The following is a 14,974-nucleotide window of genomic DNA, read 5'->3' on the forward strand; positions in this document are numbered from 1 at the left end:
TAAAGCTCGTATCATACCGGCAACTGGAGAGCCTATAAATATAGATATTAGGAAAAGGAGAGGGCAGACATGACAGCAGGGCAAGCAATCGCTACAAAAGACTTAACCTTGTCATATGGAGACACCATTATAATTAATGAGCTGGACCTGGAAATTCCAAAAGGGGAAATCACTGTATTTATTGGTGGAAATGGCTGCGGGAAATCAACATTGCTAAGGTCTATTGCCAGGCTGCTAAAGCCGAAATCTGGTGCTGTATTACTGGAAGGTGAAGCTATAGCCAAGCTTTCCACAAAGGATGTTGCCAGAAAGATGGCGATTCTGCCCCAATCTCCTTCAGCTCCAGAAGGACTCACAGTGCTTCAGCTTGTCAAACAGGGAAGATACCCTTATCAAACTTGGCTGAAGCAATGGTCTACTGAAGACGAATTAAAAGTCAGAAATGCTTTAAAGGCAACAGGAATGGAAGAATTGAAAGACCGGACAGTGGACTCCCTATCCGGAGGGCAGCGTCAGAGGGCCTGGATTGCCATGACTCTTGCACAGGACACAGATACCATTCTGCTGGATGAGCCAACTACCTATTTGGATATGACACATCAAATCGAAATTCTTGATTTATTATTTGAGTTGAATGAAAAGGAAAAACGGACCATCGTCATGGTGCTTCATGACCTGAATTTGGCCTGCCGGTATGCTCATAATATTGTGGCAATAAAGGCTCAAAAGGTTTTTGCTCAGGGCAAGCCGGAACATGTCATTAACTGCGGATTGGTTAAAAACGTTTTTGGCATGGAATGCGAAGTGACGATGGACCCGTTATTCGGCACACCTCTTTGCATCCCATATGGAAAAGGGCGCTGTATCTTAAAGGGGCAAGGGATCCCGGGATGATTAAATTGACAGGAGAACAGGCAGAAGCTCTGGGGCAGTTCAGACTTACCCGGGATTCAGAGGAAAGCTCTCCTTTAACCATTAAAGTGGGAAATTTACTGGACACAACTCAAACTGGTGCTTATCTGGATAAAGTGAAAAACCATTTAGGAGCACCTGATAAAAAAACAGCAGCTTCCATATTATTGAAAAGGTATGCCTTCCTGCCTGTCATTTACTTGTATTGCATGACGTCCTGGAATGTAAAGCTGGATATCAGGAATGAGAATATCACAATAGTCAGTCAGGATAGAGATGGACTATGGCTTCCGGGCTTTCGCTTTACCCGCCTTCATGGCCAAGGCGCTGGTAAGGAGAGAGAACAATGGAGAGAGGATGCTGTACGCACTCTTTTTAGCAGCCATATTTCTCCTTTGCTCAATAAAATAGCAAGTGAGACAAAAATCTCAAAACTAATTCTTTGGGAGAATATTGCGATTTACCTGTTCTGGCTTTACGAAAAGGTTTTACCATTGGAAACATGCTCTGAAAGGGCGGCTGAAGATTATAGGTTTATCCTGGAGGAAGCTTCAGGCAATTTATTCGGCAGCGAGACTGCTAATCCCTTAAGGAAATTTGACAGCAGAAAAATAGTGATTGAAAGCACTGGAAAAACAGTAAGACCGAGGAAAACCTGCTGCTACTCTTACTTGACCAGCAGCGGTAAACGATGCGGGACTTGCCCGCATTCCTGCAAGAGCAAAAGGAGGAATCCTGATGAATGATCGTTTAAAGGAACAGCTGGATGGCCTGCTTGAAAAATATACCGAACTCTTAATCGGTGAGGCCAGTCCGGAGTTAATCGAAAAGGTGGAAGCTTGGGCATTGTACTCATTTATTGCAAAATCCATGCCTCCTTTAGCCAAGCATTGGAATGATACATACCCTGATGCAAAAGAGGAAATGAAAACACTCATAGCAGAAATTAAAACACTGAATGAAGAAAAGAGAAACCAAAATAAATAACAAAAACACCGCTGCCATCAATAGCAGCGGTGTTTAATTTTATTTTTGCTGCATGCAGAAAGAGTTGCGCTTTTGCTATTGCATCTGGCCATTGCCATAAGGCAATTGATTAGTATAGCCTTGAAACTGCTGATAAGACTGCTGGAGCTTCTGCTGATCTGCAGCTTCAACTTTATACCAGCCTTTTCTGAACATAAGGTTATATAATTCCCTCTGCTGGTTTTGTGTTTCATTGAATGCTGCAAGAATGTCCTGATATAGACTTTGATGGCTTGCCTCATTTAAGGCAACCGAATAAGCGCCTGTCAGATACTTTTCAGTAGACAGAAGATCATTCGTAAAATCACGCTCGTTCATTTGCGGTGTTTTATTCACCTGGGTTTCGGGGTTTTGAATCGTATTTGGATTCTGGTTCTGGTTCATTTTAAGGCTCCTTCCTATTGCATTCCCATAAAGTTTTGCTGGCTTTGCTGGTTTAAATGAACAAGCAGCTGCTGGTAGTGGCGCTGATGCATTTGGCCGCATTGCTCGAAATGAGTCTTTAGTTCCTGGTCCTGGCATTGCTGCGCATAAAAATGCGCTTTTTTACATGCAAGAAGGTTCCAGGAAAGCATATCTGTTAAGTAAAGGGCATCTTTAGTGGAAATGACAGCAGGAGGCTGCTGCATAATGCCCTGCTGGTTCTGCATATTCATATTTTGCTGTTGCATTTTTTTCCCTCCAATTTTAATAATACGCTTAATTCTTTATGAAGATATCTGGTTTCTATGGTTAAAATAATTTAAGGCAAACTATAAAAAACGCCAGGGATGCAAAAACAAATCATCTCTTATATTGATTATTTTGGCTATTTCTTTTCTTAGGTCCTTCCCTTTCAACCGTAGGTCCTGCATCGCCCTGTACACTTGCAGCGCTTACTCCTGCCTTAGAAGGATCTTTCTTCATTTTTCCCATTTATTTCACCTCCGTCACAGACTAAAAAATCTTTCCTTCTTAGATTGTCCAAAACACTTATTTCAAATTGCACAAAATATATCAGCAGGTCATTATGAAATTTCAAAACATTTGTAAATTTCCGCTTAAAATCATTGCGTAAATTTTGCAAATATTTTATAGTTATAATTAACAGAACTCATTCTAAAGAGATGCATATTTTTTTTGAAAATAAAATGAATGAGTATTCATTCAAAAGCAAAAGGGGGAAATAAAGTTGATCCAACAAATAAAAAAGGCAGCCGTTTTAGGCTCAGGAGTCATGGGTTCGGGCATCGCAGCCCATCTGGCCAATATCGGAATTCCGACACTATTACTGGATATCGCGCCTCGCGAATTAACCGATGCCGAAAAGGCAAAAGGGCTCTCTCTTGAAAATAAAGCAGTCCGCAATCGAATTAGTGAAGAAAACCGCCAAAAGCTATTAAAGCAAAAGCCCGCTCCTTTAACTTCCAAAAAGAATATAGCTCTGATTGAGGCAGGAAACTTTGAAGATGACATGGAGCGTCTGAAGGATGTCGATTGGATTATTGAAGTAGTTGTGGAAAACCTCAGCATAAAGAAACAGGTTTTTGAAAAAGTAGACCAGCACCGTAAGCAAGGGAGCATCATCAGCTCCAATACGTCCGGAATTTCGGTTGAAGCAATGTCAGAAGGGCGCTCGGAGGATTTTCAAAAGCATTTCCTTGGAACACATTTCTTTAATCCTCCGCGATACTTAAAGCTTCTTGAAGTCATACCTACTAAAAAGACTTCATCTAAAGTGCTGTCATTTATGAAGCAATTCGGCGAAGATGTACTGGGAAAAGGAGTAGTTGAAGCAAAAGATACTCCGAACTTTATCGCAAACCGAATCGGCACATATGGCTTGCTGGTTACAGTACAGGAGATGCTCAAAGGCGGATACAGTGTCGGGGAAGTGGATTCCATAACTGGGCCGCTGATTGGCAGGCCGAAAAGTGCTACCTTCAGAACGCTTGATGTAGTAGGTCTTGATACATTTATACACGTGGCAAACAATGTTTATGACCAGGTCGACGGGAAAGAAAAGGTTGTTTTTGAAGTTCCAGACTTCATGAAAGTGATGCAGGAAAAAGGCTGGCTGGGAAGCAAAACAGGGCAGGGATTCTTCCTTAAAAAGGGCAAAGAGATTCTGGAGCTGAATCCGGAAACACTGGAATATGGCCCGCGTCAAAAGCTTAAGACAGCTTCGACTGAGCTGGCCAGACAGGAAAAAGGGACTCCAGGAAAATTGAAAGCGCTTGTATATTCAGATGATCGCGCTGGCCAATTATTATGGAACATCCTTAGTTCCGCCCTTCTTTATTCAGCACAGCTCCATGGAGAAATAGCTGATGATGTGACAGCGATAGACCGTGCAATGAAATGGGGCTTTGGCTGGGAATTGGGTCCGTTTGAAACTTGGGATGCCATCGGAGTAGAGAAATCGGTTCAAAAAATGGAGGAAGCAGGCGAAGAAATGCCTGCATGGATAAAAGAGATGCTGGAAAAAGGCTTTCATTCTTTCTACAAAGAAGAAGATGGCCAGCGGTACTTTTACCATAATGGCGAGTACAGATTGATCGAGGAAAACCCTAAAGTAATTAATATAAAACAGCTTAAGAAGCAAAAAGGTGTAATTAAAAAGAACACCGGTGCAAGCCTTGTTGATTTAGGCGATGGTGTTGCATTGCTGGAGTTCCATTCTCAAAGCAATGCCATTGGATTGGACATTATTCAAATGATTAACTTTGCGATAGATGAAGTGGAGAAGAATTACAAAGGGCTTGTAATCGGGAATCAGGGCAAAAACTTCTGCGTAGGTGCCAATCTTGGGATGATTCTCATGGAAGCGCAGGATGACAATATTTATGAATTGGATATGGTAGTCCGCCACTTCCAGAATGCCATGATGAAAATTAAGTACAGCTCAAAACCGGTTGTTGCGGCTCCATTTGGCATGACGCTTGGCGGTGGGGCTGAAGTATGTCTGCCTGCTGCACATATACAGGCATCAAGTGAAACATATATGGGACTGGTTGAAGTGGGTGTCGGTCTGATCCCGGGAGGCAGCGGAAACAAGGAGCTTTATATGAAGCATCTTGAAAGTATGCCAAATGGTGTGGAATTTGACCTTCAAAAGGTAGCGAATAAAGTATTTGAATCGATTGCAATGGCAAAGGTTTCAACATCAGGCGAGGAAGCAAGAGACAATAACTTCCTGAACCTGGCAGATGGAATCAGTGTGAATGGGGACCATCTCCTTCATGACGCAAAGCAGGCTGTCCTAGCACTGCATGAGAACGGCTATAAGCCTCCCGTCCGCAAAAAGGTGCCGGTTGTCGGTGAAACAGGTTATGCAACCCTTCTGCTTGGAGCACAGGCAATGCTTTACTCCGGATATATCTCAGAGCATGATTTGAAAATAGCCAAAAAGCTTGCCTATGTAATTGCAGGCGGAAAAGTGCCATACGGAACAGAAGTGGATGAGCAATATTTGCTTGACCTTGAGCGCGAAGCATTCCTTAGCCTTGTAGCGGAACCGAAATCCCAGCAGCGCATGCAGCACATGCTTTTAAAAGGGAAACCATTGCGCAATTAAAGTGATAGATTGGGACATTAATAGAAAGAGAGGGAACATAATGAGAGAAGCGGTTATAGTTGCAGGTGCCAGGACACCGGTCGGAAAAGCCAAAAAAGGCACGCTTGCAAACGTGAGGCCGGATGACTTAGGAGCGCTTGCTGTAAAGGAAACCCTAAAGCGAGCAGGAAACTACGAAGGTAATATCGATGATTTAATTATCGGATGCTCTATGCCTGAAGCGGAACAGGGTCTGAACATGGCCAGGAATATCGGAGCCCTTGCCGGACTTTCTCATGAAGTGCCGGGGATAACAATCAATCGCTATTGTTCTTCAGGCCTGCAGGCTATTGCCTATGCAGCTGAAAAAATTATGATTGGCCATGCAGATACAATTATTGCTGGCGGAGCCGAATCTATGAGCCTGGTGCCGATGATGGGGCATGTAGTACGCCCGAACGCCAGGCTGGCGGAAACAGCTCCTCAATACTATATGGGAATGGGACATACAGCTGAAGAGGTTGCAAAGAAGTATGGCATTACTCGTGAAGATCAGGATGCATTTGCTGTTAGAAGTCATCAGAAGGCTGCGAAGGCAATTCAGGAAGGAAAATTTGCTGATGAAATTGTACCTGTAGACGTAACGTTCAGATCTGTTGGAACAGACAATAAGCTGATAGAAAAAACAATCCATTTCAGTCAGGATGAAGGGGTTCGGGCGGATTCCACAGTTGAAACACTTGGAAAACTTCGTCCCGCATTCTCGGTAACCGGTACTGTTACAGCAGGGAACTCATCTCAGACAAGTGATGGAGCTGCAGCAGTAATGGTTATGGACCGGGAAAAGGCAGAATCATCAGGGTTGAAGCCAATAGCTAAATTCAGAAGCTTTGCGGTGGGCGGTGTTCCTCCTGAAATCATGGGTGTCGGTCCAGTTGTGGCTATTCCTAAAGCATTAAAGCTTGCAGGGCTGGAGATTTCGGATATCGATTTGTTTGAATTGAATGAAGCATTTGCATCCCAATCCATTCAAATTATTCGTGAATTAGGCTTAGATGAAGAGAAAGTAAATGTAAACGGAGGAGCAATTGCACTCGGACATCCGCTGGGCTGTTCCGGAGCCAAGCTCACTCTGTCACTGATTCATGAGATGAAACGCCGCAATCAGCAATTCGGAGTAGTAACAATGTGCATCGGAGGCGGAATGGGTGCAGCCGGAGTATTTGAACTTTTATAGGATTAACTGAAATAAGGAGGGAAGCCACAGGCTTTTTTCCGGAAAAACAGAATGGGGGAAAGAACATGTCAAATCAAACTGAAAATCTAATCAAAGGCGGAAGCTTTTTAATCGAAGATGTTTCATATGACCGGATTTTTACACCTGAAGACTATACAGATGAACAGGTTATGATTGCAAAGACGACTGAAGATTATGTAGTAAATGAAGTTGTTCCGCAAATTGAACATCTTGAAAACCATGAATTTGACCGTTCAGTAAAACTATTGAAGCAAGCTGGAGATCTTGGCCTATTAGGCGCAGATGTGCCGGAGGAATATGGCGGACTTGCGTTAGATAAAGTAAGCTCAGCACTTATTGCAGAGAAAATGGCTCGTTCGGGCGGCTTTTCCATCTCACACGGCGCCCATGTCGGCATTGGCTCCCTTCCGATTGTTCTATTTGGAAACGAAGAGCAAAAACAAAAATACCTTCCTGCACTTGCTACTGGTGAAAAGCTTGCTGCTTATGCATTGACAGAGCCAAGCTCCGGTTCAGACGCTCTTGGGGCAAAAACGACTGCAAAGCTGAATGCTGAGGGCACACACTATGTATTAAACGGAGAAAAGCAATGGATCACCAATGCAGGCTTTGCAGATGTTTTCGTTGTATACGCAAAAATTGACGGCGAACACTTTTCTGCATTCATCGTCGAAAGAGAGTTTCCTGGTGTATCAGTAGGGGCAGAAGAAAAGAAAATGGGAATTAAGAGCTCTTCTACCCGTACATTAATTCTTGAAGACGCCCAGGTGCCAAAGGAAAACCTGCTGGGTGAATTTGGCAAGGGTCATGTGATTGCTTTTAATATCTTAAACATTGGCCGTTATAAGCTAGGTGTTGGTGCGGTTGGCGGTGCAAAGCGTGCATTCGAGCTGGCTGTTCAGTATGCAAATCAGCGCCAGCAGTTTAAGACACCTATTTCTCAATTTAACTTGACTAAAGAAAAACTGGGAACAATGGCTTCCAAGATTTATGCAGCAGAAAGTGCTGTGTATCGTACTGTAGGCCTGTTCGAGGACCGTATGAGCAAGCTGACAGATGATGAAATAAAAGATGGCAAGGAAGTCGCAAAGTCAATTGCTGAATATGCCATTGAGTGCTCCATGAATAAATTCTTTAATACGGAAGTACTCGACTACGTAGTAGATGAAGGTGTTCAGATACATGGTGGCTACGGTTTCATGGCTGAGTACGAGATTGAAAGAGCTTACCGTGATTCACGCATTAACCGTATTTTCGAAGGTACAAACGAAATCAATCGACTGCTGGTACCAGGCACGTATCTGCGCAAAGCGCTAAAAGGAGAGCTCCCATTATTCCAGAAAGCACAGGCGCTGCAGGAAGAGCTTATGATGATGATGCCTGAAGAGCCTGGTGACGAGCCGCTTGCACAGGAAAAATATCTGGTCAAGAATGCGAAAAAGATCGGACTGCTTGCTGCGGGTCTGGCAGCACAAAAGTATGGAAAGGCTCTTGAAAAGGAACAGGAAGTACTCGTAAACATTGCGGATATTATTTCGAATGCTTACGCAATGGAATCTGTGGTTCTCCGCACTGAAAAGGCCATTGAAAAAGCTGGGCTTGAAAAGAGCAAACAAAAACTTCTGTACACTCAAATTTTCTGCCAGGAGGCATTTAACGAAATTGAGCAGGATGCAAAAGAAACACTTGTGGCAGTTGAAAACGGTGATGCCCTGCGCATGATGATGTCCGCACTGCGTAAATTCACACGCCACACGCCAGTAAACGTAATTACAAAGAAACGTGAAGCATCAGAAAAACTGATTGATGCAGAACGTTTTACAGTTTAATTTGACTTAGCCCTCTTCATAAGAAGAGGGCTTTATTCTTGTAAAAAAAACCATTAAAAAACTTTTTACAGTTTGCAGGAACAAATAGAAAAATGTCGAATATTAAATTGGTGATCAGTGTTATGCTTTGTCACCCTTTTATGTTACTATTCAATTAAAAGGCGGCAATTTTGACTGAGCCTGAAATTGCAAAATGGGTGGTGAAAAGAATGGCGTTGACTTTTTATTGGTATCCTAAATGCGGGACATGCCGGAAAGCCAAGAAATGGCTTGACGAACATAATCTGTCCTATGAAGCAATACATATAACAGATAATCCGCCTTCACGAAGCGATATTGAAGCGCTTTATAAAAAGAGCGGGATGGAACTAAAAAAGTTCTTTAATACGAGCGGCCAAAAATATAGGGAGCTTGGCTTGAAGGACAAAGTAAAAACCTCTTCGGATGAAGAACTGCTCGATATACTGGCTACAGACGGCATGCTGATCAAGCGTCCGCTGCTGACAGATGGAGAGAAAGTAACTGTGGGCTTTAAAGAAGAGGAATATGAAAAGACATGGCTAACTAAAGTGCAGAGCTTTTAAGCCATCTTAACCAGGAGATCGATTTACTGATCATAAATTGAAATATTAATACGGAGGGATACATAATGAGCACACCAAAAGAATTACGTTATTCAGAAGAGCATGAGTGGGTAAAAACAGAAGATGGGAAAGTCCGCATTGGGATTACACATTTCGCGCAATCAGAACTTGGTGACATCGTATTCGTTGAACTTCCTGAAGTTGGCGATGAGCTAAGTGCAAATGAACCATTCGGAAGCGTAGAATCTGTAAAAACAGTGTCTGAGCTTTATGCGCCTCTAAGCGGTAAAGTGGTTGAAGTAAATGAAGACCTTAATGACAACCCTGAGTTCGTAAATGAATCTCCATATGAAAAAGCATGGATGGTTGTTGTGGAGCCCACAGATCTAAGCGAAGTAGAAAGCTTGATGACTGCTGAGCAATACGAAGAAATGACTAACGAAGACTAATTTGAAAGCCGGTTCTCTTACGAACCGGTTTTTTCGTTCTATGGGGCAATCATATCAAGCCGTATTTGCTTTTTGTACTTACCTTTAATTGCTATTTTTCTTTTACAGAGACATGGCAAAACTATAAGTACCCCAAAGGCATGAAAGGATTGGTTATCCATGACATTGAAGCAGCAGAAAATCGATATAACTGACCGGGTTGTCGGCAAGCTTAACAACAATGGGATAGATCTTTATCTTGAAGACGAAAAAATTGGTCAAATCAGTCTTCCTGAAGGCTCTTCTTTCAATTTGTCCCATCATTTTGAATCCGAACACCAAAAAATATACCAGAATGTCTCCGTACCGGATAAAGCGCAAGAGCGCTACACAGACTGTGACGAAGGCGGCTGGTGCTGACTACTGTAAACAGCGGAATGATTTCCGCTGTTTATTTAATAGGCTAAAGCAATATGACCAGGCATACAATGAGATAAGCCGTTTTTAACATTTTTCTTCAAAAGCATTTTCTTCCCTAAATTGGGCAAGGAATCAGCGCAGTCCTAAACTCCAAAATGGGCAGGAGATTCACACCATAACCGAGAATATTGAATATATTAAGATAAAAACCAATGCATGACTGGCAGCTTTTTGCTTTTGCTGTTCCTAAAGATTTTTTCAGAGGATAATTAATTTACTGAGTTGATCTTTTGCTATGGGCACCTGCTCCTCGAAATGTCTCCGCTTTTTCTTCGAGCGGTGCTGATTCAAGGAAGCTTAATCAACGTCCTGGGGGGGAGGCTATCATTCCCGCAGAAAGCATGTCCCCTATGCTGAAATCAACGGGCTACATCTATATCTATCAAGAATCTAATAGAGAACAGCCCTAACTAAAACGAACCGTTTCAAAATAACTCCTTTCAGGTGATGACGATGAACGATGGAATTCCGGAAAAAGTGATTATTGTCGAGGGAAAGTCAGATAAAACAAAGGTTAAAAGCATTATAAGAGAGCCCGTTGAGATTATCTGTACAAATGGAACAATAAGCATTACCAAACTGGATGAATTAATTGACACACTATTTGATAAGGATGTATATATATTGGTGGATGCTGATGCAGCAGGTGAAAAGCTGAGAAAACAATTCAAAAGGGAATTTCCCGAGGCAGAGCATCTATACATCGATAGAATGTACAGAGAAGTAGCGACAGCACCGGAGCATCACTTGGCAACAGTGCTTTTGGGTGCTAACATTGACGTTTATACACAATATCTGGACAGATAATAAAGTAAGGATGATAAAATGCAGGAATGGTCGCAGCAGGAAATTGAGAAAGCGATTAGCGGACAAGAAACGATACTTATCTATTTGTATACGCCTATGTGCGGAACCTGCCAGATGGCAGGAAAGATGCTGGCAGTTATAGAACAATTGCTGCCAGATCAAAAAATGGGGAAAGCGGACTTAAATTATATGCCGCAATTGGCTGAAAAATGGGGAGTAGAAAGCGTCCCCTGCCTCCTTATTTTCAGAAGAGGAACTTTACAGGAGAAAATATATGCATTCCGATCCGTTCCCTATTTATTGGATCACATTAGAAGTATTCATTAAAGAAACCAGGAGCAAAAGCGGCCTGGTTTTTTGCATGCTTAAATATTGAGGAAGCGCCATTTCCGCTTTTCAAAATACATTTACAAATTCCACCTGACAGAGTATGATACTTAGGGAAGCGAAATAAAAATTATACAGTGCAGGAAGGGATCCGGATGGCATTTTACAGGGAGTGGGCAGGTCAATTTAAAAGCTATAACCGCAACATAAAATTGGCTTTTATGGCGAATATCTTTACACAAATTGGTTTCGGGATATTCATGGTAATTTATAATTTCTATATAAGAGAACTTGGCTACTCTGAAAGTGTTAATGGGCAAATCATATCCATGACTGCTCTCGCGACAGCCCTGGTTCTTGTGCCGGCAGGGATTGCGAGCGACCGAATTGGCAGAAAAAAAGCGATGCTGTTTGGGGCAGTTGCCACAGGTGCAGTTATGCTTTTCAGAAGTATAGCTGAAATGCAGGAACTGCTGATTTTATTTGCTTTTTTAACAGGACTGACAACAGCTTTTATACAGGTATCGGGCATACCATGGCTGGCTGAGAATTCAAAAGCTGACCAAAGGGTCCATTTATTCAGTATACATTTTGCTATCATGACTGGTGCAAATGTGATCGGCAATTTAAGCGGAGGCGTCTTAACAGATGCTTTTTCCCTGTTTACGGATCAGCTCACCAGTATCCGCATAACTCTTCTAATTGCAAGTGTGTTCTTCATGGCCGGCTTTTTTCCAATTTTGCATTTCTCAGAGGTTTTGAAAGATCAAAAAGATGCAAAGGGCTTAAAAGGTCTGTCATTCAAAAACCTTTCTGCTAATAATGAAGGTGTCAAAATTATAGTTATGTTTGCTTTGGCTCAGCTCCTCATTGGAATTGGCGCAGGACTTGTTATCCCTTATCTAAATTTATACTTTGCAGACCGCTTTGACGCCTCGAATTCAGCAATTGGCATTATTATCTCATTAGGTCAGGCTGCCACGGCCTTTGCCATGATAATCGGTCCGGTTGTTGTAAGAAAGCTGGGAGAGGTTAAAGCCGTTGTGATCCTGCAGCTCATGTCACTGCCCTTCCTGCTTTTAACAGGATATACTGAAAATCTTTGGCTGGCTGCCATCTGCTTTTTGTTCAGGCAGGCGCTCATGAATGCGGGAAATCCTATACAAATGTCACTCATGATGTCAAAGGTAAATGATTCGATGAAAGGGCTGGCAAACTCAGTTAATCAGATGGTTTTCAATCTGGGTTGGGCTGTGATGGGCCCTGTTTCAACAGGAATCGTCATGAGATATGGGGACTATTGGGGATATGCTCTGGTATTCACTATTACAGCCACTTTATATTTGATTGGGTCTATCTATTTTTTCATTGTATTCAGAGGCTATAATAAGACAAAAGCTGCAGAACCCTCTGTAAAAATAATTTAATCTGACATATTTCTCAGGAAATGAAAGAGCAATGCCAATCAAACAGGCAGTGCTTTTCTGATTTTGTCGAATGAAAAATAAAGGATTAAAGCTCTTTATTACTGAATAGTAAAAACAATAAACCCATTAAAAGAGGTGAGGCTGTGAGAGATTTACCTGATTTATTTATCAGGGAATTAAAGGCGAAAGGGCATCTTGAATTTTTCCTGAGAAAATCAAATTTTTCTTTGCTTATTAAAGCTGGAAATATAAGCATTCCTTTAAAAGTTTCGAATGGGGAAATAAAGAAGGCAAGCCATACCAGCCATTTTGATGTGGAAATCTCGGGATTGGAAGAAGATGTGCTGTCACTGATTACCGGGGAAGTAAAGCTACGGGAAGCAATTTCCCGAAATAAAATAATCATGGAAGCCACTTTCAGAAAAAAACTGCTCATCGAGTCCTTTTTCTGTTTAGGGAAAATTTCACTTACCAATACTTGACCATTTTTTAAATAGTATGATAATATCATTATATTGTTAATTAACGGAATATTCTTATCAAGAGAGGCGGAGGGACTGGCCCAGTGAAGCCCGGCAACCGGTAAAGTACACGGTGCTAAATCCAGCAGAGCGGAATGCTCTGGAAGATAAGAAGAGACGATACAGCCCTCTTCTTATGAAGAGGGCCTTTTCAGCTCTTCGATATGAACAAACATTATTATAGAGGAGAGATTATGATGACAGACAAAAAGCAAAACTACCGTTTTGAAACCATTGGAGTGCATGGCGGACTCAAGCCTGACCCTGTAACCGGTGCGAGGGCAGTTCCGATTTATCAGAACAATGCTTATCAATTCAAGGATACAGATCACGCTGCAGACCTCTTTGCTCTGAAAGAGCAGGGATATATTTATAGCAGGATACATAACCCCACTGTCAGTGTATTTGAGGAAAGGGTAGCCCTTCTTGAAGGAGGAGTGGGTGCGCTGGCTCTTGCAAGCGGCCAATCTGCCATAACACTGGCTATTTTAAATATTGCTGAAGCAGGTGATGAAATTGTTGCTGCCTCAAATTTATATGGAGGTACATATAATTTGTTTGCAGTCACACTTCCTAAGTACGGAATAAAGGTGAGACTCGTCGATCCAAAGGATCCGGAAAATTTCCGCAGTGCAATAACAGATAAAACAAAGGCTGTCTTCGCCGAGACGATTGGAAACCCGAGCCTGAAGATCCTTGATATTGAAAAAGTTGCCGCAATTGCACACGAAAATGGTGTGCCGCTAATTGTCGATAACACTTTTGCTACTCCTTATCTTTGCAGGCCAATTGAGCATGGGGCTGACATTGTAATACACTCTGCGACAAAATGGCTGCTCGGCAATGGAACTACAATGGGCGGTATAATTGTTGACGGCGGAAATTTCGACTGGAATTCCCCTAAGTTTCCGGGATTTACAAAACCGGATCCGAGCTATCATGATATTGTTTATAGTGAAGCAATTGGTGAAGCGGCTTATATTATCAAAGCCCGAGTACAGCTGTTGAGAGATTTAGGGCCTGCAATGAGTGCACAAAGTGCATTCCAATTCACACTGGGCCTTGAAACTCTTCATGTAAGAATGAAGGAGCATGTTGCCAATGCCAAAAAGGTAGTGGAATATCTGGAGGCGCATCCAGCTGTTAATTGGGTGCTTTATCCAGGCCATGAAAGCCACCCGGACAAAAAATTGGCAGATAAATACTTGCCAAAAGGAGCCGGAGCAGTGGCTGTATTTGGAATCGCTGGCGGAAGAGAGGCTGGAGCCAAGCTGATCAATAGCCTGAAGCTTTGGGCACATGTGGCCAATGTCGGGGACGCAAAGAGCCTGATTATCCACCCTGCAAGCACCACTCATCAGCAGCTGGATGAGGAAGGTTTAAAGGCTGCCGGTGTACCGGAAGATCTAATTCGGATTTCGATCGGAATTGAGAATGCGGAGGATTTGATTGAAGATCTGGAACAGGCCATTGAAACAGCTGCGGGTCTTACATCGTTGGCCGCAAAAGCGTAAAGGATAATTTACCATTCGCTTTTTTCCGAAAGTTTGAAATTTCATCGTTGACACCTTTTTATCGCCTATGATACGATAGCAAACGTAATTAAAAAACTGCTTAAATAATTTAAAGTATTAATTGAATATAGAACGTAACGCTCTTATCAAGAGAGGTGGAGGGAAGTGCCCTATGAAGCCCGGCAACCGTCAATTTAGTTGAAATGGTGCCAATTCACTCAAAGCATAGCTTTGATAGATGAGAGGAAGGACTAAATTTATTTATGCCTTTCTGCTCATGTGCAGGAAGGCATTTTTGCATTTGCGCATGAAAGTCTATTGTGAGT

The 14,974-nt window shown here is 42.4% G+C and carries 17 protein-coding genes and 2 riboswitches; of the genes, 14 read left to right on the top strand and 3 right to left on the bottom strand.

Features of this window, described 5'->3' with window-relative positions; translation table 11 throughout:
* Positions 1-69: 69 nt before the first annotated feature.
* Genes NSQ49_RS15845 through NSQ49_RS15855 form a run of 3 tightly spaced genes read left to right on the top strand, consistent with a single transcriptional unit; the run spans position 70 to position 1,899 of the window.
* Positions 70-894, top strand: a complete 825-nt coding sequence (locus tag NSQ49_RS15845; RefSeq protein ID WP_159871468.1) for an ABC transporter ATP-binding protein — start codon at positions 70-72, stop codon at positions 892-894.
* A complete protein-coding gene (locus NSQ49_RS15850) occupies positions 891-1,658 on the top strand; it encodes an IucA/IucC family C-terminal-domain containing protein (protein ID WP_251284823.1) in 768 nt (255 codons plus the stop codon). Before NSQ49_RS15845 ends, NSQ49_RS15850 begins: the two co-directional genes overlap by 4 nt.
* On the top strand, positions 1,651-1,899 hold the full coding sequence (locus NSQ49_RS15855) for a YusU family protein (RefSeq protein WP_159871474.1): 249 nt from the start codon (positions 1,651-1,653) through the stop codon (positions 1,897-1,899). Before NSQ49_RS15850 ends, NSQ49_RS15855 begins: the two co-directional genes overlap by 8 nt.
* Positions 1,900-1,974: 75 nt before the next feature.
* Here the strand turns inward: NSQ49_RS15855 and NSQ49_RS15860 are convergent, their stop codons facing one another.
* From NSQ49_RS15860 to NSQ49_RS15870, 3 genes are all read right to left on the bottom strand, one after another.
* Entirely contained in the window at positions 1,975-2,322 is a 348-nt protein-coding gene (locus NSQ49_RS15860; RefSeq protein ID WP_159871477.1) for a spore coat protein, read from the bottom strand.
* A 14-nt stretch (positions 2,323-2,336) separates the two neighbouring features.
* On the bottom strand, positions 2,337-2,609 hold the full coding sequence (locus NSQ49_RS15865; RefSeq protein ID WP_159871480.1) for a hypothetical protein: 273 nt from the start codon (positions 2,607-2,609) through the stop codon (positions 2,337-2,339).
* A gap of 112 nt (positions 2,610-2,721) precedes the next feature.
* Complete coding sequence (locus NSQ49_RS15870) at positions 2,722-2,853, bottom strand: YuzL family protein (protein ID WP_076258846.1); 132 nt, start codon at positions 2,851-2,853, stop codon at positions 2,722-2,724.
* A gap of 259 nt (positions 2,854-3,112) precedes the next feature.
* Between NSQ49_RS15870 and NSQ49_RS15875 the strand changes: the two genes are divergently transcribed.
* The 11 genes from NSQ49_RS15875 to NSQ49_RS15925 all read left to right on the top strand — a co-directional run bounded on the left by NSQ49_RS15875 (position 3,113) and on the right by NSQ49_RS15925 (position 14,648).
* Entirely contained in the window at positions 3,113-5,494 is a 2,382-nt protein-coding gene (locus NSQ49_RS15875; RefSeq protein WP_159871492.1) for a 3-hydroxyacyl-CoA dehydrogenase NAD-binding domain-containing protein, read from the top strand.
* Positions 5,495-5,534: 40 nt separating this feature from the next.
* Entirely contained in the window at positions 5,535-6,710 is a 1,176-nt protein-coding gene (locus NSQ49_RS15880; protein WP_251284822.1) for an acetyl-CoA C-acetyltransferase, read from the top strand.
* A 65-nt stretch (positions 6,711-6,775) separates the two neighbouring features.
* Complete coding sequence (locus NSQ49_RS15885; protein ID WP_251284821.1) at positions 6,776-8,560, top strand: acyl-CoA dehydrogenase family protein; 1,785 nt, start codon at positions 6,776-6,778, stop codon at positions 8,558-8,560.
* Positions 8,561-8,769: 209 nt separating this feature from the next.
* On the top strand, positions 8,770-9,144 hold the full coding sequence (locus NSQ49_RS15890; RefSeq protein WP_159868058.1) for an arsenate reductase family protein: 375 nt from the start codon (positions 8,770-8,772) through the stop codon (positions 9,142-9,144).
* A gap of 65 nt (positions 9,145-9,209) precedes the next feature.
* The gene (gene gcvH / locus NSQ49_RS15895) at positions 9,210-9,593 is read left to right on the top strand and encodes a glycine cleavage system protein GcvH (RefSeq protein ID WP_159868043.1); all 384 of its coding nucleotides are present in this window, start codon (positions 9,210-9,212) and stop codon (positions 9,591-9,593) included.
* A gap of 159 nt (positions 9,594-9,752) precedes the next feature.
* Positions 9,753-9,992, top strand: a complete 240-nt coding sequence (locus NSQ49_RS15900) for a YusG family protein (RefSeq protein ID WP_159868041.1) — start codon at positions 9,753-9,755, stop codon at positions 9,990-9,992.
* A gap of 513 nt (positions 9,993-10,505) precedes the next feature.
* Positions 10,506-10,859: a toprim domain-containing protein gene (locus tag NSQ49_RS15905; protein WP_251284820.1), complete on the top strand. Its 354-nt coding sequence runs from the start codon at positions 10,506-10,508 to the stop codon at positions 10,857-10,859.
* 18 nt (positions 10,860-10,877) lie between these two features.
* Complete coding sequence (locus NSQ49_RS15910) at positions 10,878-11,186, top strand: thioredoxin family protein (RefSeq protein WP_159868038.1); 309 nt, start codon at positions 10,878-10,880, stop codon at positions 11,184-11,186.
* Between the two features lie 155 nt (positions 11,187-11,341).
* Positions 11,342-12,613 (top strand): MFS transporter, encoded by a 1,272-nt coding sequence (locus NSQ49_RS15915; RefSeq protein WP_251284819.1) that lies wholly within the window; start codon positions 11,342-11,344, stop codon positions 12,611-12,613.
* Between the two features lie 143 nt (positions 12,614-12,756).
* Positions 12,757-13,095, top strand: coding sequence for a hypothetical protein (locus tag NSQ49_RS15920; protein ID WP_251284818.1), 339 nt, complete (start codon positions 12,757-12,759; stop codon positions 13,093-13,095).
* Positions 13,096-13,146: 51 nt separating this feature from the next.
* Positions 13,147-13,248, top strand: a riboswitch (SAM riboswitch).
* Between the two features lie 83 nt (positions 13,249-13,331).
* Positions 13,332-14,648, top strand: coding sequence for an O-acetylhomoserine aminocarboxypropyltransferase/cysteine synthase family protein (locus tag NSQ49_RS15925; protein ID WP_251284830.1), 1,317 nt, complete (start codon positions 13,332-13,334; stop codon positions 14,646-14,648).
* A 140-nt stretch (positions 14,649-14,788) separates the two neighbouring features.
* A riboswitch (SAM riboswitch) is annotated at positions 14,789-14,893 on the top strand.
* Positions 14,894-14,974 lie beyond the last annotated feature (81 nt).

Source organism: Cytobacillus sp. FSL R5-0377 (assembly GCF_038004385.1).
Lineage (GTDB): Bacteria > Bacillota > Bacilli > Bacillales > Cytobacillaceae > Cytobacillus.